This is a genomic window from Erwinia wuhanensis, assembly GCF_030484085.1.
Lineage (GTDB): Bacteria > Pseudomonadota > Gammaproteobacteria > Enterobacterales > Enterobacteriaceae > Erwinia > Erwinia aeris.
Window position 1 is genome coordinate 651,296 of the sequence record NZ_JAUJUH010000002.1, and the last position, 16,972, is coordinate 668,267.

Annotated in this window: 16 protein-coding genes; 9 read left to right on the forward strand and 7 right to left on the reverse strand. The window is 57.7% G+C overall.

Annotated features, from left to right (window positions below; all coding sequences use genetic code 11):
* Nucleotides 1-14 precede the first annotated feature (14 nt).
* The 4 genes from QZH36_RS07595 to cspE all read right to left on the reverse strand — a co-directional run bounded on the left by QZH36_RS07595 (nt 15) and on the right by cspE (nt 3,915).
* Complete coding sequence (locus QZH36_RS07595; protein ID WP_301252279.1) at nt 15-1,544, reverse strand: FAD-dependent oxidoreductase; 1,530 nt, start codon at nt 1,542-1,544, stop codon at nt 15-17.
* Between the two features lie 236 nt (nt 1,545-1,780).
* A complete protein-coding gene (locus QZH36_RS07600; protein ID WP_301729906.1) occupies nt 1,781-1,930 on the reverse strand; it encodes a hypothetical protein in 150 nt (49 codons plus the stop codon).
* A gap of 171 nt (nt 1,931-2,101) precedes the next feature.
* Entirely contained in the window at nt 2,102-3,304 is a 1,203-nt protein-coding gene (locus QZH36_RS07605; RefSeq protein WP_301252277.1) for a multidrug efflux MFS transporter, read from the reverse strand.
* 398 nt (nt 3,305-3,702) lie between these two features.
* Nucleotides 3,703-3,915, reverse strand: a complete 213-nt coding sequence (gene cspE, locus QZH36_RS07610; protein ID WP_125288360.1) for a transcription antiterminator/RNA stability regulator CspE — start codon at nt 3,913-3,915, stop codon at nt 3,703-3,705.
* A gap of 504 nt (nt 3,916-4,419) precedes the next feature.
* On the opposite strand from cspE, the gene QZH36_RS07615 reads away from it, so the two are divergent.
* Nucleotides 4,420-4,674, forward strand: a complete 255-nt coding sequence (locus QZH36_RS07615; protein WP_301252276.1) for a biofilm development regulator YmgB/AriR family protein — start codon at nt 4,420-4,422, stop codon at nt 4,672-4,674.
* Between the two features lie 369 nt (nt 4,675-5,043).
* Nucleotides 5,044-5,550: a redoxin domain-containing protein gene (locus tag QZH36_RS07620; protein ID WP_301729907.1), complete on the forward strand. Its 507-nt coding sequence runs from the start codon at nt 5,044-5,046 to the stop codon at nt 5,548-5,550.
* Here the strand turns inward: QZH36_RS07620 and QZH36_RS07625 are convergent.
* On the reverse strand, nt 5,547-5,843 hold the full coding sequence (locus tag QZH36_RS07625; RefSeq protein ID WP_253455121.1) for an I78 family peptidase inhibitor: 297 nt from the start codon (nt 5,841-5,843) through the stop codon (nt 5,547-5,549). The genes QZH36_RS07620 and QZH36_RS07625 overlap by 4 nt on opposite strands.
* 273 nt (nt 5,844-6,116) lie before the next feature.
* Nucleotides 6,117-8,714: a bifunctional diguanylate cyclase/phosphodiesterase gene (locus QZH36_RS07630; protein ID WP_253455122.1), complete on the reverse strand. Its 2,598-nt coding sequence runs from the start codon at nt 8,712-8,714 to the stop codon at nt 6,117-6,119.
* A 222-nt stretch (nt 8,715-8,936) separates the two neighbouring features.
* On the opposite strand from QZH36_RS07630, the gene QZH36_RS07635 reads away from it, so the two are divergent.
* The 7 genes from QZH36_RS07635 to QZH36_RS07665 all read left to right on the forward strand — a co-directional run bounded on the left by QZH36_RS07635 (nt 8,937) and on the right by QZH36_RS07665 (nt 16,420).
* Nucleotides 8,937-9,605: a CPBP family intramembrane glutamic endopeptidase gene (locus tag QZH36_RS07635; protein WP_301252273.1), complete on the forward strand. Its 669-nt coding sequence runs from the start codon at nt 8,937-8,939 to the stop codon at nt 9,603-9,605.
* 133 nt (nt 9,606-9,738) lie between these two features.
* The gene (locus QZH36_RS07640) at nt 9,739-11,304 is read left to right on the forward strand and encodes an ABC transporter substrate-binding protein (RefSeq protein WP_301729908.1); all 1,566 of its coding nucleotides are present in this window, start codon (nt 9,739-9,741) and stop codon (nt 11,302-11,304) included.
* Nucleotides 11,304-12,356 carry an ABC transporter permease gene (locus QZH36_RS07645; RefSeq protein WP_253455125.1) on the forward strand — a complete coding sequence of 351 codons (1,053 nt, stop codon included), beginning with the start codon at nt 11,304-11,306 and terminating at the stop codon, nt 12,354-12,356. Before QZH36_RS07640 ends, QZH36_RS07645 begins: the two co-directional genes overlap by 1 nt.
* On the forward strand, nt 12,353-13,213 hold the full coding sequence (locus QZH36_RS07650) for an ABC transporter permease (RefSeq protein WP_253455126.1): 861 nt from the start codon (nt 12,353-12,355) through the stop codon (nt 13,211-13,213). The genes QZH36_RS07645 and QZH36_RS07650 overlap by 4 nt, the downstream gene beginning before the upstream one ends.
* Nucleotides 13,203-14,051 (forward strand): ABC transporter ATP-binding protein, encoded by an 849-nt coding sequence (locus QZH36_RS07655; RefSeq protein ID WP_301252271.1) that lies wholly within the window; start codon nt 13,203-13,205, stop codon nt 14,049-14,051. The genes QZH36_RS07650 and QZH36_RS07655 overlap by 11 nt, the downstream gene beginning before the upstream one ends.
* Nucleotides 14,044-14,706 (forward strand): ABC transporter ATP-binding protein, encoded by a 663-nt coding sequence (locus QZH36_RS07660; protein WP_301252330.1) that lies wholly within the window; start codon nt 14,044-14,046, stop codon nt 14,704-14,706. Before QZH36_RS07655 ends, QZH36_RS07660 begins: the two co-directional genes overlap by 8 nt.
* A 142-nt stretch (nt 14,707-14,848) precedes the next feature.
* Nucleotides 14,849-16,420, forward strand: coding sequence for an ABC transporter substrate-binding protein (locus tag QZH36_RS07665; protein WP_301729909.1), 1,572 nt, complete (start codon nt 14,849-14,851; stop codon nt 16,418-16,420).
* Nucleotides 16,421-16,454: 34 nt separating this feature from the next.
* On the opposite strand, the gene QZH36_RS07670 is transcribed toward QZH36_RS07665, so the two are convergent.
* A complete protein-coding gene (locus tag QZH36_RS07670; protein ID WP_125288348.1) occupies nt 16,455-16,649 on the reverse strand; it encodes a hypothetical protein in 195 nt (64 codons plus the stop codon).
* Nucleotides 16,650-16,972: the final 323 nt, after the last annotated feature.

Genomic DNA, 16,972 nt, shown 5'->3' on the forward strand with positions numbered 1-16,972 from the left:
GGCTGAATGCGTATTCAGCCCAGCGCTTTTTGCGCCAGCGCCGCGCCTTCGGCCATGGTCATCGGCTGCTGCATCCGACGCACCAGATCGGCGGTAAAGGTATACAGCCCGCAGGAGGCGACCGCGGCCAGCTGGCCTCTTTGCCCGTAGAGCGCCACAAAGGTTTTTTCCTTCAGCGAGCCGAACAGCCGAAAATCATCCCACTCTTTGGCATGACCCAGATACTCGTAGCGCGTGCCGAACTGCGCCGTCCAGAAAAAGGGCACGCGATCGAACTTCTCGCCGCGACCAAGCATGTTCTTCGCCGCCACCCGGCCCTGCTGCTGCGCCACGCGCCAGTGTTCGATGCGCATGGGGCCGGAAGCGGCGGGCCAGGTGGCGATATCGCCCGCGCTCCAGACGTTGGTCGCGATTTCCAGCTCCTCGCTGGCCGTCAGGCTGCCGTCATCGTTCAGCGGCAGATCGTGAATAAACCCGGTGCCGGGCGCGACGCCCGTTGCCAGCAGCACGGCAGTGGCGGGCACCACGCGACCGTTTTTAAGCTCGACGCCGCTGACGTGGCCTTTCTCGCCCTGCAGCGCGGCCACTTCGCCTTCGATAAACTCCACGCCGTTTTCTTCATGCAGCTCCCGAAAATAGCGCGCGATTTGCTCGCCGAACTGCTTTTTAAACGGCAGCGCATCGGGCGCGATAACCTGCACCTGCACTTTTTTGGCTCTTAGCGCAGAAGCCAGCTCCATGCTGATAAAACTGTTGCCGACGATCACCAGCTGACTGCTTTCATCCACCTCCTGCAACAGCGTCGCCGCCTGTTCAAGGCTGCGCAGCACGTGTACGCCGAACAGCGCCTTGCCGCTGAAATCGGGCCGCTGCGGGATCCCGCCGGTGGCAATCAGCAGTCGGTCATAATGCAGAGTGGAGCCATCGGCAAAGCGCAGCAGCTGCTCGCGGCTGTCCAGCTGCTCCACGTCGCCGTGCTTGCGTTCGGCATAGTGCCAGAAATCGTCATCCAGCAGAGGCGGCACCTCATCAATCGCCATCTTGCCGGACGGCACGAATTTGCTCAGCACGGTGCGATCGTAAGGTGCCTGCTGTTCGCGATCGACCAGCACCAGCCTTCCCTTAAAGCCTTCCCGACGCAGCGTCCAGGCCGCCGCCGCGCCTGCCGCGCCGGTGCCCAGGATCGCGAACACCGGCTCATCTTCTTCTTCTGCAAATTGATACAGCGGGGGAAGCGCTTCGGGATCCACCTGCACCATGCCGTTCTCGACCCTGACCGGATAGCGTTGCAGATCGCTTAGCGCCAGCGGCTCGCACAGACTGCCGTCGCTGATGGCGAAATTGGCCTTATGCCAGGGACAAACCAGATAGCCGTCACGGATAGCGCCCTGCTCCAGCGGCGCGCCGGAATGCGGGCATTTGGCCTGGTAGGCCTTGATTTCATCGTCTTGCCGAATCAGCAGGATCTCCTGCTCCCCAATCGGCACCCTGACCGGTTTCAGCTGCGGTAAATCCTGCAGGACGATAGCGTTTTGATAGCTCACGACAGGCTCCTTTCTTGTTATGCTTTTGTATTATCAGACTTGATAAGCCTGGCATTAACAGGGAGATCGGCCATCTTAAAACGAAGCATGCCGTGCGCAGGATTGGATAAGGTATTGTTATTTATACGGATTAAATTTTATGACGGATAGCGAACAAGCCATGCTGTTGGCAAGCGGCTGTGAGAAACGTACTGGTAAAAAAAGCGCCGGCGTAAACCACGCCGGCCCGTCATCCGTTAGCGGCCCGGCCCCTGGGAGAAACCGCCGCGTGGGCCGCCGCCGCCCCAACCGCCGTGACCGCCACCGCCGCCCGGCGGCGGGAACAGACATCCGCTTAATGCTGTTACCAGCGCGACCACACTTAATGCCTTAATCAAACGACTCATTACTCTTTCCTCGTGGTAACAATGGCGCTGATAGTAAGCCTCGCCGCACGGGCCGACAATGCAGAAAAATCCTGTTAGCCCCTGTTTTTACCCGGCGTAACCACGCTTAACGCTTTCCTTGCGGGAAAGCGCGAAAAACCTTAAAAGGCTAAAGCCGCAAACGAGGCGTGATCAGGCCGCCGCAGCCGCTTTTCTGCGCCGCCAGACCAGCATCAGCTGCACGGTATTAATCAGCACCACGATCGCCGTGGCGGTAAAGACCCAGCGGAAACCGCCGATGGCGGAAACGCCTGAGCCAATCAGCGGCCCGACCACGTTACCCAGATACATAAACGACTGGTTATAGCCAAAAATCCGTCCGGTAATGCGGTCGCTGGAGTAGCGCAGCAGCAGCGTTTGCACCGCCGGCATCATGGCGCCTTCGGCAAACCCCAGCAGAAAACGCAGCGCACCGAGTTGTAAGGCGCTGCTTGCCCACGACATGGCGAGAAACAGCACTATCGTCAGCATTAACGCGGCAAATAAAATGCGCTGCGCGCCGATGCGGTCGCCCAGCTTGCCCAGTCGGGGCGCGGAAAAGAGCGCCGATACGCCGGGAATGGCCGCCACGACGCCGCTGATAAAGGCAATATTTTCTACGTTCGGCTCCAGCTGGCGCACAAACAGCGTAAGGATTGGACTAATTGAGCCGTTGCAAAGCTGGATAACCAGCGTGGTGATAAACAGGCTGATAATTAATCCGGGATGACTCAGCGAACGAAAAACCATGGCGCCGCTGAGCTTTTCTTCTTTGCTGATTTTGCGATGCCCGGTTTCCTTGATCAGAAACAGCGTAATCATAAAGCTGGTCAGCAGCAGGCAGGAGGTAATAAAAAATACGGCACGTAGCCCGACCCAGTCGGCCAGAAAGCCGCCCAGCAGTGGCCCCATAATCACGCCGCAGATTTGCGCGGTGGAAACCATGCTCAACGCCCAGCCGCTGCGCTCGCGCGGCACCTGCGAAGCGACCAGCGCCATGGCGTTGGGAATATAGCCGGAGGTCAGCCCCATCAACGCCCGTAACAGCAGCAGCTGCCAGACGTTGGTTACAAAAGCCTGTAAAAAAATGACTATTCCCATGCCCAGCGAAGCGCGCAGCAGCATCAGCTTGCGCCCTTTACGATCGGCAAGGCTGCCCCACATTGGCGAGACAATGGCTGAAACCATAAAGGTAATGCTGAAGATTAACCCTGACCACAGCGTCAGCGCGCTGGGATCGGTGACGCCCAGCTGCTCCACGTAGAGCGGCAGAAAAGGAATAATCTGGCTGATAGCAAGGCCGGTAAACAGGCAGCCAAACCAGACCGAAATAAGGTTAACCTTCCAGGATTCCATGTTTTTTTATGCTCTGCAGGAGAATGCGAGCCATGAGTGTAACAACTCCCTGCCTGAACGCCAAAACGGTCAGACATCGTTACAGGCCATCGGCATGGTTCACAAGCGGTTGTTTTCACGGTGGGACGCTGCCCGCAAAGCACGCTCGCCGGCGATAAATAGCAAAGCGGTAAGCCATCAATGAGCGGTGGTCAGAAGGTCAGAAGACCATAAAGGCGCCAGGCCACAACTGAAGACAAGCAATAGCTTCAGAAGGCGGATAACGGCTGGCGTGCAAAGCCAGAAACAGAAAACAGGCGGCAGAGGGTAATTCTTCTGACGCTAAACGCAAAAAACCCGCCATAAGGCGGGTTTTTGTTCTTCTGCCCGACGAGGTCGCAGCAGAAGTTTCTCTCGAATTACAGCGCAGTTACGTTAGCAGCTGCAGGGCCTTTCTGGCCGTTTTCGATAGAGAATTCAACTTTCTGACCTTCTTCCAGAGTTTTGAAACCCTGGTTCTGGATTGCAGAGAAGTGTACGAACACGTCTTTGCTGCCGTCAGTTGGAGAGATAAAGCCGAAACCTTTCTCAGCGTTGAACCATTTTACTAAACCAGTCATTTTGTTAGACATTTGTCTTTCCTTCAATAAGTATAAAGCCGTTAAGGCACGAGGTTTGTCAACAGGGTAGACTTATGGGGCACTCAAGAAGGAAGTCAGGAAGAAGAGATATCTGAGATAACGCTTTAACTGAAAACTGCTTTACTAAAATTGCTCGCATACGTGTCTGTTTCAAAACCGACGGTGCATTTACTCATAACCAGCGCTGCGGCACAAGCGCTGATGACTAAAAAAAAGTAATTTAATGTCAATTCTCTGATTTTTATAAAGATAATTTTCATCTTTTTGCCGCATTCAGTTAAACCTTCACTCGCGACGCTTTTTGCTACGGCATAACGACAAAAAAATAGTGCGGCGGCGGCTGGACATTCCGCTACGCCCATCCAGACTAATAAAAATCTCCACCTGGTTATTTTCCAGGCTAAATGGCAATTTATTCGGTTTGGTAAATTAGCCCGTTAAGCCTTTCCCGATCTCATTGCCGGGCTGTCGATGGCGCTTTGCAGGAGGTTTACCATGGTTCATCACGCTACCGGCGCAGGCCGGGAAATCACCGAGTATTTTAACAGCCCTGCTTTCAACGCGCCGAAAGAGAGCGAGCTGCTGGCGGCCATCATGACCGAACTGATGCGTAACGGCAGACCAACCACCAGCAAAGCGATTATCGCTACCGTTATTGCCAGGCTGGAAGGCGAGATAGATGAAACCCAACTGCAGGGCTATCGCAACTTGCTGACCCAGCTACTGGAAGAAAAACGCCCTGAACGGTAACGCCTCTGAAGCGGGAGCAGTGCGCTTACCTTATGCCTTATTTTTTTACTGATAACGCCCTGATAATGCTCGCCCCAAAAAAAACCCGCACGGGGCGGGAAGCAAACGGGCATACCTGTCTGTGGCGAGATCAAAATGTCACCTTTATTAATAGCGTAAAGTACAGCGCGCCTGTTGCAGGTGTATGACAATCAGATAACCTTTCGTATCGTGAAAGAGACTGACATTTCAAATGATAAAGTGAACGGACTTCTCTTTATCAGCAACGGTCGGATCCGTTGCTCCTACTCAGGTAAAAGGACATGCTTACAGGCTTTACAACGGCGTATTACGCTCATCTGCCCCGGACGCGCAGGGTGGGGCAGGCTCATGGCTAATATCAGACAGGGCTTGCGGACGATTTTTTCATTATTGCTGGCGATTGCTGTGGTGTTATGGCTGATGGACTGGCTGCGCGCGCCGAAACCGCCAGAAGATTTTGCCCAACAGATTTTCCATACTATTGATGGCCGGACGATTACTATTGCCGAGCTGAGCGCAAAAAAACCGCTGCTGATTTACTTCTGGAGTGGCAACTGTAGCGTTTGTCGTTATACCACCCGCGATATCACTAACCTGAGCAACAGCGGCTATAACGTGCTGGCCATTGTGCACCATGCCGGCAACGATATTCAGATCGTCCGTCTGCTGAACGGTAAACATCTTACCCTGCCGGTCATTAACGATCCCACCGGCGCTATAGCCGCACGCTGGCAGACAGACGTGATGCCAACGCTGTTAATCGTGAAGAAAAGCAAGGTGGTGCAAAGCACCACCGGCTGGACCAGCGCCACGGGCATTCGGCTGCGCCACTGGTGGGTGAATAAGTGGTATTAGCCGCAGTAGACGCGGGTGATAGTATTCTGGCTGTCGCCCATAAAATTCAACCGGTTAAGATTAAAATCCATGGTAACCGCTGAGTTCCACGGCACCGCACGAGCCGGGTGCTCAAAGCGGAGCCCGTCAATGGCGGAAAGCGGTTTGCCAACGTACTGCTGGTAGTCGGAAGCGCCGCAGCGATCCAGTTCTGGATCCGTCGGGCCGGACGCCGCACCTTTGTGTGCGCCCGACTGACAACCCGCCAGCAGAATCGCCGCCGCAAAAGCGGCCAGTGTTTTCTTACCGATCATGATTTCTCTCCTCAGCTTGCTTTTTTTGTCGTCGCAAGGGTAGCAGATAAGCGCCAGGGTGCAAAAACGCGGTCTTTTCGCGCAGCGATTCCAGCGGAAAATGGCACGGATTGCTTTTATTTTAATCAGGAAAATCCGCTATAATTTAGGAATTATCTCAACAAAGGAGCAACTCATGGATCTGATAGTGTTCATGCTGATTGCGGCCATGATGACGCTGGTCGCGGTGAAAGTCCGTTAATCAACAGCCCGCTTTTAGCGGGCTGTTGTTATTCAGCTGCGAACGATATCGCAAGGCGCGTCCAGCAGCTGCCTGAAGCGATCCAGCGGCATCGGTCGGCCCAGATAGTAGCCCTGCCCTTCCTGACAGGCGATAGCCTGAAGCTCCTGCAACTGCTCCTGCGTTTCAATCCCTTCCGCCGTTACCGTCAGCGAGAAAGCTTTCCCCAGCCCGATAATGCCTTCAACAATCGACAGCGCCTGCGGAGAGTGCGGGAAATCGCTCATATAGGATCGATCCATCTTCATGCCGTCAAACGGGAACATTTTCAGATAGCCCAACGAAGCATGGCCCGCGCCAAAATCATCCACCGTCAGCTTTACGCCCAGCGCTTTGAGCGACTGCATCACTTCCAGCGCGCTTTGCGGATTTTCGAGCGTAATGTTTTCGGTAATCTCCAGTTCAAGCCGGTGCGCTTCCAGGCCGCTGGTGGCCAACGCGCTGGCTACGCGCTGCGCCAGATTGCCGCTACGAAACTCCACCGGCGAGATATTCACCGAAACGTACATCGGCTCCGGCCAGCCCAGCGCGTCGTGGCAGGCCCGATGCAGCACCCAGTCGCTGATATCAATAATCAGCCCGGTCTCTTCCGCCAGCGAAATAAATTTATCCGGCATAATCAGGCCGTGGCTCGGATGCTCCCAGCGGATCAGCGCTTCCGCGCCGTCCAGCCGCGTGTTTCTCAGACAATAGCGCGGCTGGTAAAAGAGCTTCAGTTCGTTTCCGGCGATAGCCTTACGCAAATTGCGCTCCATCTCGCGACGCAGCACCAGCTGTTCGGCCATTTCCGCGCTGTACCACGTCCACCGATTTCGCCCTTCCCGCTTCGACTTATAAAGCGCAATATCCGCCAGCCGCAGCAGTTCGTCGGCCTGCATCGCATCGTCAGGCGCCAGCGCAATCCCCATGCTCGCGCCGATAAAAATTTCCTGCTGACCCAGCTGGAAAGGTCGGCAAACCTCGTCCAGCAGCGCCTGGCAGCAAGCGTCAATCTCATGTTCGCCGTTCAGATCGGAAACGATAATAATAAATTCGTCGCCGCCCTGCCGCGACACCAGATCGCCGGCTTTGAGCACGCTGCGCAACCGGTGCGAGACCTCATTCAGCACGCTGTCGCCCGCCGCGTGGCCCCATGTATCATTGATCGGCTTAAAATGATCGAGATCGAGACTGATCAACACCAGCGGTCTTTCCGCCGTGGGCTGAGCCTGTAGCCTGCTCAGCAAAAACTCGCTCATATAGAGCCGGTTTGGCAGCCCGGTCAGCGCGTCGTGCTGCGACAGATAGTGAATGCGCGCCTGAGACTCGATTTCCTGAGTAATATCGGAAACCGTGCCGCGATAGCCGCTAATCTGTCCGCCTGTTTCTACGGCGTTAGCCACCAGGCTACAGATGCGCTTTTCGCCGCTGGCCGATACCGAATAGCAGCGCAGGGTATGGCGATGCCCTTCCTGCCGATGCTGAAACAGCCATTCGGAAACCGGCTGCGTATCGTGCTGCAGGATCGCGTCGATCGATTTATCCAGCAGCTTTTCCACCGCAAAGCCCGTGGCGACGGTAAAGCGCCGGGAAAGGTAGGTCAGCACGCCTTCGGCGTTGGTTTCCCAAATCCAGTCAGACGCGGTTTCGGCCACGTCGCGAAAGCGAGCCTCGCTAACGGCCAGCTCGTGCTGACTGTGGATCAGCTGCAAAAAACGCTCGTCGCAAAGCCTGGCGTTGTACATGGCGTGCCTGATAACGCGTCGCGTCACCAACGCCAGCATCACCGCTGCCAGCAGCAGCACAGGTAACAGCAGCAGCAGCAGCGCCCGTCCCGGCTGCTGCGAATCCCAGCGGATCACCACCGGCATCCCGTCGAATACCGCCTCCAGCAAAAAGGGCTCGGTAGCGGTATCCTGCGCGTTGCCCGGCACACGAGCATTCATCACGCCGACCGTACGGCCGAACTGCGCCAGCTTTTCCGGCGTGTAGCGGCTGACGAACACCATGACCGAAGGCGGCCCTGAGCGGGCTTTCAGCCCCGGCACTTTTCCTGTGGTGATCGGCGCAGCGGCTACGATAGCCGGCGTCGAACCGATAAGCGTATTCAGCGAGGTCGCGCCCTCCTCCTTTGCCAGCAGACGTGCCCTGGCGATAAGCGGCGCGGTCTGAATACCCAGCCAGCTTTCCAGCTGGAGATCGTCCAGCTGGCCGTTAACCACTGAATAGGTGGTGCGCCCTTCGCCGTCGACCACAAAGACGCCGTCATAATGGAATTCGCTGTATAAACCCGGCCCCAGGTTTTGCTGCTCAAACGCCCAGACCTTATCCATCGTCAGATGTAAATGGTTCCAGGCTTCACCCCAAAAGGCGTAATCGCGGATATTGGTCATCAGCTCCTGACGAGCGTCCTGCCAGGCGTTATGCAGTAAAAAACTTTCCTGTTTAACGGCCTCTTCGTTCTGACGCCAGGCGATACCGACCACCATAAGCATGGCGAGCAGCGTCACGCCGCTCATCAACAGAATAAGCGATACGGCTATTCGTCGGGTAAAGAAGGTGGATTTCTGGCCGTAAGGCACCTGGTGGCTAAGCATGGGGGGAAAATTCATCTACTCCGAACCTTATCCTGCGGGCTGACAAACAACTCCCGTTTGCCCGCCCTGACTGCTATCTGAAAATCGCAGGTCCTTTTTCCCTTCCAGACGCGATCGTTAATGCACTATCGGCCTGGAGGCTGAACAATTTAGATGCAGCGCGCACTAATTCTGCCGCCTCGACACTCCCCTTCGCCCTTGCTACCATCGGCTGATACGCTTCCCACGCCCATGCTAATGAATAAAGAAACGGATAAAGCGACTGAGGCCCTGCTCTGTACGGGGATTTGCCTGATTTGGTACGGCATTACGCTGCTGATCGGCACGCCGCTGCTTCATCCTTTTTTAACGGAAAACGGCATTTTGATGCCGGCGCTCTGTCTGCTGGAATTTGTGGTGCTGGTGCCGCTCTGGCGCTGGTATAACCGCCATTATTCGGGCGTGCCGTCAGGCGTGCTGCGGCTCCGCCCGCTGCTCCTGTTCGGCCTGCTGCTGCTTGCCCTGATTTTTTCCCAGTCTTTTTATTTACAGCCGGAAAGCTGGACCGCCACGCAGCTAAACGGCGACGAACAGATCGAAGCCTGGCGCACGCTGGCCTTTTCGCTGGCGGTGGTGATACTGGCGCCCGTGGCTGAAGAGATTGTTTTCCGGGGCTTTTTGCTGCAGGCGCTGTTAACGATGGTGCCGGGACAGCGGCTGGCCTGTGCGCTACTCACATCACTAATCTTTGCCGGACTCCACACCCAGTATGTTCATCTGCAAACGCTCCTGGCGCTAACGGCGCTTTCCCTGCTGCTCTGCCTGGCCCGTTTTTATTCGGGCGGCCTGAAGCTGCCCGTCGCGCTGCATATGCTGAATAACTTTATCGGCGTTGCGCCCTGGCTGTGGGCCACCTTCCTGCGGTAACAATGGTTAGTGTTTATAACCAATAGGTTTTGCTTATAACCAATTCGCATATCGATAGCCGATAATCTACTATTTATCCGGTATGCAGGTAATCTACACTCGCCAACAAATTAAAACAGGGTAAGGAAACGTCATGAAACTTCTGCTTCCCGCCATTGCCGTCGCGCTGGCAGGTTCTTTTGCGGCACAGGCCGCTACGCCGCCGGATACGCTGGTTATCGCGCAGTCTATTGATGACGCCAACAGCTTCGATCCCGCGCAGGGCTTTGAGCTGACCTCGGTACAGGCGTTTACCAATCTCTATCAGCGTCTGGTACAGCCGGATCCGCAAAATCCTGTCGACCTGCAGCCGACACTGGCCAGCGCCTGGCAGCCGGGCAGCGATAACCGCAGCCTGACTTTCACCCTACGCGACGGCGCGAAATTCTCTTCCGGCAACCCGCTGCGCCCGGAAGATGTGATCTTCTCTCTGGGACGCGTGGTCAAGCTTAACCTCGATCCCTCTTTTATCCTGACCCAGCTGGGCTGGACCAAAGAGAACGTGGACTCGCATCTGAAAAAGATCGACGACAGCCACGTGCAGATTAGCTGGACGGCTGACGTCAGCCCGACCTACGTGCTGAGCCTGCTCGCCGCGCCGGTTTCCTCCATCGTGGATGAAAAAGTGGCGATGGCTAACGCGCAAAAAAATGATTTCGGCAATAACTGGCTGATCGCGCACTCGGCGGGCAGCGGCCCTTATCAGATCCGCAAATATATTCCGCATGAGGTGCTGCTGCTTTCCGCTAACGCTTCTTCACCAGCGGGCGCGCCAAAGCTGAAAAACGTGCTGATTAAAAACGTGCCGGAACCGGCTGCCCGTCGCCTGCTGCTGGAACAGGGCGATGCGGATATCGCCCGCAACCTGGGCGCCGATCAGATGGCGTCGCTCAAGGGCAAAACGGACGTGAAGCCAATGGCGGTGCCGATGGCCTCGCTGTATTACATGCAGTTTAATATCGACGCCAGCCCGGCGCTGAAAAACCCGGCGTTCTGGGAAGCGTCCCGCTACCTGTTCGATTACAAGGGCATCGCGGACGATCTGCTGAAAGGCCAGTTCCAGGTGCATCAGTCGTTTCTGCCGCAGGGTTTTCTGGGCGCGCTGAACGACAATCCTTACACCTTCGATCCGGAAAAAGCTAAGGCGATTCTGGCGAAGGCGGGACTGAAAGACGTCAGCTTCAGGCTGAGCGTCAGCAACCAGCCGCCTTACCTGGATATCGCTCAGGCGTTACAGGCCAGCTTCGCGCGCGGCGGCGTCAAGGTTCAGCTGATCCCTGGTATCAGCACCGAAGTGGCAACAGCCGTCAAAGCCCATCAGTATGAGGCCACGCTGAACGCCTGGGGAGCGGACTATTTCGATCCTAACACCAACGCCTCCGCCTTTGCCTACAACCCGGAAGACGGCAGCAAAACCCTGGCATGGCGCTCTAACTGGCATATCCCGGAGCTGAATAAACAGACGCTGGCGGCCACGGCGGAAAGCGATAAGGAAAAGCGCATCAAACTGTATGAAAACATGCAGCGCGAAGTGCAGAAAAACTCACCTTACGTAATCGGCTTACAGGCTCGCAACCTGATTGCGCTGCGCGCCAATCTCAAAGGCTACGTGCAGGGCATCAACCCGGATATGGTCTACTACAGCCAGGTCAGTAAGTAATGGCGCGTTTTACCGCTGAAGCCGGGTCCGCACGGCTGTTCTGGCTGCGCGGCGGCCGCCTGGCGACCGGTCTGGTCTCGCTGGCGGTCACGCTGCTCGGCCTGCTCGCCTTCACCTTTACGCTTTCGCATCTGTCGCCGGTCGATCCTGTTTTGCAGATTGCCGGCGATCACGCCAGCGAATCAACCTACGCGCAGGTAAGAAGCGAGCTGGGTCTGGATCAGCCGCTGCTGATGCAGTTCTGGCACTATCTGACGCATCTGGCGCACGGCGATTTAGGGATTTCACGCCTGACCAATTCGCCCGTCGCCAGCGATCTGCTGCGCACCTTTCCGGCCACCATCGAGTTGGCCACCTGCTCGATGATTTTCGGTGCCTTTTTCGGCATCGTGCTGGCGCTGGTCGCCGCATGGAAACCGGGCAGTCTGGTGGATAACCTGGCGCGTCTGGTTTCGCTGCTGGGCTATTCCGTTCCGGTGTTCTGGCTGGGCCTGCTCGGCCTGCTGCTGTTTTACGCCGTGCTGCACTGGTCGGCCGGGCCGGGTCGCCTGGACGATATCTGGATCTATACGCTGGAGCCTAAAACCGGCCTGGTGCTGATCGACAGCTGGCTTTCCGGCGATCCCGAGATGTTCCGCAATGCGGTTGCCCATCTGTGGCTGCCGGTAGTGGTGCTGGGCCTGCTGGCGATGGCGGGCATTACCCGTCTGCTGCGCGCGGCGCTGCTGGAAGAGAGCAGCAAAGAGTACGTAACGCTGGCGCGGGCAAAAGGCGCCAGCCGGGGCCGCATTCTGTTGCTGCACGTTTTTCCTAACGTGCGCGGCACCCTTATCACCGTACTGGCGCTTTCTTACGCCACGCTGCTGGAAGGATCGGTGCTGACCGAAACCGTCTTTGCCTGGCCAGGCGTGGGCCGCTATATGACTACCGCCCTGTTTGCGTCCGATACGCCAGCCATCCTCGGCTCTACGCTGCTGATCGGCGGCTGCTTTATTCTGCTGAACGCGCTGGCGGATGCGTTAACTTATCTCACCGATCCGAGAACCCGATGACGCAAAATCTTACCGATCTTGAACTCGCCGCCCCGCGCCGACGCCGTCGACCACGCGTCACGTCGCTGGCTATCGGCGGCACGCTGGTGGCTATCCTGCTGCTGGCCGCGCTGTTTGCGCCGCTATTAGCGCCTTTCGACCCCAACGCGCAGATTATCTCGGCGCGCCTGCTGCCGCCGTCTTCCGCGCACTGGCTGGGCACCGACGGCTTTGGCCGCGATCTGCTTTCCCGCGTGATTTACGGCTCTCGCCCTACGCTGCTGCTGGTATCGCTGATCCTGCTGCTGACTATCCCGGTCGGGATGCTGGTCGGCATCTGCGCGGGCTATCTTGGCGGCTGGACGGAGCGCGTGCTGATGCGCATTACCGATATTTTCCTGTCGCTGCCGAACCTGGTGATCGCGCTGGCGCTGGTGGCAATGCTTGGCCCTGGCCTGCTGAACGGCGCGCTGGCGCTGGCGTTAACCAGCTGGCCGCCTTTCGCTCGTCAGGCGCGCGCCGAAACGCTGGCGCTGCGCCGCAGCGACTATCTGGCCGCCGCCAGAATGCAGGGCATCAACGGCCTGCGCCTGATGTTCGGCCATATTCTGCCGCTCTGCCTGCCCAGCGCCGTGGTGCGCGCCGCGCTGAGCCTGGGCGGCATTATCCTTTCCGCCGCCGGCCTCGGTTTCTTGGGCATGGGCGTGCAGCCGCCGACGGCGGAATGGGGATCGATGGTCGCTGAAGGCAGCAAGGTCATCTTTGACCAGTGGTGGGTAGCCGCCGCGCCGGGCGGCGCGATCCTGTTCGCCAGCCTGGCCTTTAACCTGACGGGCGATGGCCTGCGTGACCGACTGGATACCCGAAATGCCAACTGACTCTACGCCGCTGGTTGTGGCGGACAACCTGACGATAAGCAGCGCCGCCGGTGTGGCGCTGGTCAAAAACATCAGCTTTACGCTGGGCCGCGAGCGCGTGGCGCTGGTGGGCGAATCCGGCTCCGGCAAGTCGCTGACCGCGCGCAGCCTGATGGGCCTGCTCTCCCCCGCCCTGCATTTACAGGCTTCCACCCTTAGCGTGGCGGGCGAAAATGCGCTGACGCTGAGCGAAAGCCGCTGGAGCCAGCTGCGCGGCAGCAGGCTGGCGATGGTGATGCAGGATCCGAAATATGCGCTGAACCCGATGCGCACCATTGGCTGGCAGGTGGCGGAGCCGCTGAAGCTGCACGCCCGCCTCAGCCGTGCCGAAATCAAAGAAAAAGTCTGCGAGATGCTGGATGCGGTAGGCCTGCCGCAGCCCGCGCAGCTGATGCAGCGCTATCCTCATCAGCTTTCCGGCGGCATGGGCCAGCGCGTGATGCTGGCGATTGCGCTGATTGCCGACCCGCAGTTTCTGATTGCCGACGAGCCGACTTCCGCGCTGGATCACGCCATGCGCGATCAGGTGCTGGCGCTGATCCGCCGTCTGGTGGAACAACGGAATATGGGCCTGCTGCTGATCAGCCACGATTTACAGCAGGTTTCCGAACACTGCGAGCGCGTGATGGTGATGTACCAGGGCAATATTCTGGATACCCTGCCCGCCGCTAATCTGCCGCAGGCCACGCATCCCTATACCCGCACCCTGTGGTCGTGTCGCCCGAGTAAAGCCACGCAGGGCAAACCGCTGCCGACGCTGGATCGCGCCGCGCTGGAGGCTTACCGTGAGCATGATTGATTTACAGAACCTCAGCGTCGCGCACCGCCAGGGCTATGAACAGCGCACCGTGGTGCATGACGTGTCGCTTCAGGTTGCGGCGGGCGAATGCTTCGGCCTGGTCGGGCCTTCCGGCTGCGGCAAATCGTCGCTGCTGTGGGTCATGGCCGGTCTGAACCCAAACTGGCAGGGCACGATGACGCTGGCCGGCCATCAGGCGACGTCCGGCAAACCCTTTACCGGGCAGCTGCGTCGGGACGTGCAGATGGTGTTTCAGGATCCCTATGCTTCGCTGCATCCGCGCCATCGTCTGAAGCGCACGCTGGCGGAGCCGCTGAAGCTGCTGAAGGTGCGCGATATCGATGACCGTATCGAGCAGGGATTCCGCCATGTCGGGCTGGATCCGGCGCTGGCCGATCGCTATCCGCATCAGCTTTCCGGCGGCCAGCGCCAGCGCGTCGCTATCGTGCGCGCGCTGCTGCTGGAGCCGAAAATTCTGCTGCTGGACGAGCCGACCTCCGCGCTGGATATGTCGGTGCAGGCCGAAATCCTCAACCTGCTGAACAAGCTGAAGCAGCAGGATAACCTGACGATGGTGCTGGTCAGCCACGATCCGGACGTGATCGACCATATGTGCGACCGCGCGGTGAGAATGGAGCGCGGCTACATTAAATAACGGGCGATGGCTGAACGCGGTGTTCAGCCATAAGCGCTTGATCTGGCTAATCTCTTAAACTGCTAACCCTTGCCGGAATTCGCATTTCCCCGCCGCTTTTTTCCTCCTATAGTCCTGATATCTCTCTCTTCAGGATATGCCGATGCGCAAGATTGCCTCCGTTCTTTTTGCCAGCCTGTTCGCCGCGCAGGCTTACGCCGCTACGCCCGCCGACACGTTAATCGTAGCCATTCCGCTGGACGGCATTATCAGCTTCGATCCGGCGGAAAGTTTTGAAACCGTCAGCAGCAGCAGTTTGATCAACCTTTATCAGAAGCTGGTCGATGCCGATCGCAACGATCCCACTAAACTGGCGCCGCAGCTGGCGACATCCTGGCAGCCGGGCGGCAGCGAACACAGCCTGATCTTTACCCTGAAGCCGGGCGCGACCTTCGCCAGCGGCAATCCGGTCACCGCCGACGATGTTATCTGGTCGCTGAGCCGCGTGGTCAAGCTGAATAAGACGCCTTCGTTTATCCTGGCCGAGTTCGGCTGGACGCCGGAAAATATAGACCAGCAGCTGATCCGCCGCAGTGACAATCAGGTGGAAATCCGCTGGCCTGCCGCTATCGGCCGCGATCTGGCGCTGCGTCTGCTGACCGCGCCTGTGGCTTCCATCGTTGACCGCAGGCTGGCTATACAGCACGCCAGCGGCAACGATTACGGCAACGGCTGGCTGCGTACCCACTCCGCCGGCAGCGGCGCCTACGGCATTCGCAACTTCGTGCCGCAGCAGGCGCTGGTGCTGGAGGAGAACACGCACGCTGTCCCGGCGCCGAAGCTGAAAAGAGTGATCCTGAAGGGCGTGGCCGATGCCGGCTCGCGTCGTCTGCTGCTGCAACAGGGCGATGCCGATGTCGCCTATGATTTAGGGGCCGATCAGTTTGCGGCGCTGAAAAACCAGCCGGGCGTCACCGTTGCCAGCTTCCCTTCCAGCCTTGTCTACTATCTGGGTTTCAATACCCAGGATAAGCAGCAGCCCGCCTTAGGCAATCCGGCGCTGTGGCAGGCGGCGCGCTGGCTGGTGGATTATCAGGCTATTTCACAGCAGCTGCTGAAAGGGCAATATCAGGTGCATCAGAGCTTTCTGCCGCAGGGTTTCGACGGCGCGCTGGAAAACCAGCCCTTTCATTACGATCTGGCGAAGGCTAAAGCCATTTTATCTCAGGGCGGCATCAAGCCCGGCACGCGCTTTTCATTGACCATCGTTAACCAGCCGCCTTACACCGACGTGGCGCAGGCGCTACAGGCCAGCTTTGCCAGAGCGGATATTGAGCTTGATATTCAGCCGGTGGCGGAAGCCGAGCTGTGGGGCAAAATGCGCGGACGTGATTTTCAGTCGATCTTTATCTACTGGGGCGCGGACTATATCGATCCCAACACCAACGCCAGCGCCTTTGCCTATAACGTGCCGGGCGGGCCGAAAACGCTGGCATGGCGACTGGGCTGGGACATCCCGCAGCTGAGCCAGGAAACGCGGGCCGCGGCGGCCGAGAGCGACGTACAGAAGCGCAACGCGCTGTATCAGCAGTTGCAAACGCAGATCCAGCAGGATTCGCCTTACGTGGTGACGCTTCAGGGGCAGAAGCTGGTCGGCTTACGCAGCAACGTACAGGGCGCACAACAAAGCATCGGCGTGAATATGCTGTACTACGACGCGGTAAGTAAGATTTAGGCGCGAAGCGGGCGGTTTACCGCCCGCCGGGATATCAGGAGATAGCGGAGTCGGCAGAGTGCTTGTGCTTGTCGGACTCAAAATGCGTTTTGAACTGCTCGTAAATAGAGATCATGTTCGACGCATCGCCCTGTAACGGGCTGAGTTTACCGGCGCGAACCAGTTCAATAACCAGCTGGAGCGCGGCCTGTTTAGGGCTGCTTGAAGGATGAGCAATTTCTGATGACATAGCGGCTTCCATGAAAAAAGAGTAAAGAGTAATTTTAACAACTTTCGTTCTTTTCGGCAGAATATTTTCTCTGTTTCCAGTGCCGTATCGGCTTTCGGCTGTTGCTACTTGTCACGCGTTGTCGCCAGCTTTCGATCCCGATCGATCGCGATCCTGTCTCGCACGATCCCTCAGATAGCACGTTTATTGCCACTGCATAACTATGCATTAACGAAAAGTTGTACAGGATTAAATAAAACTTGTACAAGGCGTTAAAAAAGTCTACATTCCCGTGCGTAACGTATTATGCATTTGCATAGCCTCAGGAAGTGCAGTAGGGTTTC

Excerpts from the sequence above, each read along its gene's own strand:
- QZH36_RS07600 (WP_301729906.1), bottom strand. The coding sequence starts at position 1,930 with ATGAGTCGTTTGATTAAGGCATTAAGTGTGGTCGCGCTGGTAACAGCA.
- QZH36_RS07605 (WP_301252277.1), bottom strand. The coding sequence starts at position 3,304 with ATGGAATCCTGGAAGGTTAACCTTATTTCGGTCTGGTTTGGCTGCCTG.
- cspE (WP_125288360.1), bottom strand. The coding sequence starts at position 3,915 with ATGTCTAACAAAATGACTGGTTTAGTAAAATGGTTCAACGCTGAGAAA.
- QZH36_RS07615 (WP_301252276.1), top strand. The coding sequence starts at position 4,420 with ATGGTTCATCACGCTACCGGCGCAGGCCGGGAAATCACCGAGTATTTT.
- QZH36_RS07620 (WP_301729907.1), top strand. The coding sequence starts at position 5,044 with ATGGCTAATATCAGACAGGGCTTGCGGACGATTTTTTCATTATTGCTG.
- QZH36_RS07625 (WP_253455121.1), bottom strand. The coding sequence starts at position 5,843 with ATGATCGGTAAGAAAACACTGGCCGCTTTTGCGGCGGCGATTCTGCTG.
- QZH36_RS07630 (WP_253455122.1), bottom strand. The coding sequence starts at position 8,714 with ATGAATTTTCCCCCCATGCTTAGCCACCAGGTGCCTTACGGCCAGAAA.
- QZH36_RS07635 (WP_301252273.1), top strand. The coding sequence starts at position 8,937 with ATGAATAAAGAAACGGATAAAGCGACTGAGGCCCTGCTCTGTACGGGG.
- QZH36_RS07640 (WP_301729908.1), top strand. The coding sequence starts at position 9,739 with ATGAAACTTCTGCTTCCCGCCATTGCCGTCGCGCTGGCAGGTTCTTTT.
- QZH36_RS07645 (WP_253455125.1), top strand. The coding sequence starts at position 11,304 with ATGGCGCGTTTTACCGCTGAAGCCGGGTCCGCACGGCTGTTCTGGCTG.
- QZH36_RS07650 (WP_253455126.1), top strand. The coding sequence starts at position 12,353 with ATGACGCAAAATCTTACCGATCTTGAACTCGCCGCCCCGCGCCGACGC.
- QZH36_RS07655 (WP_301252271.1), top strand. The coding sequence starts at position 13,203 with ATGCCAACTGACTCTACGCCGCTGGTTGTGGCGGACAACCTGACGATA.
- QZH36_RS07660 (WP_301252330.1), top strand. The coding sequence starts at position 14,044 with ATGATTGATTTACAGAACCTCAGCGTCGCGCACCGCCAGGGCTATGAA.
- QZH36_RS07665 (WP_301729909.1), top strand. The coding sequence starts at position 14,849 with ATGCGCAAGATTGCCTCCGTTCTTTTTGCCAGCCTGTTCGCCGCGCAG.
- QZH36_RS07670 (WP_125288348.1), bottom strand. The coding sequence starts at position 16,649 with ATGTCATCAGAAATTGCTCATCCTTCAAGCAGCCCTAAACAGGCCGCG.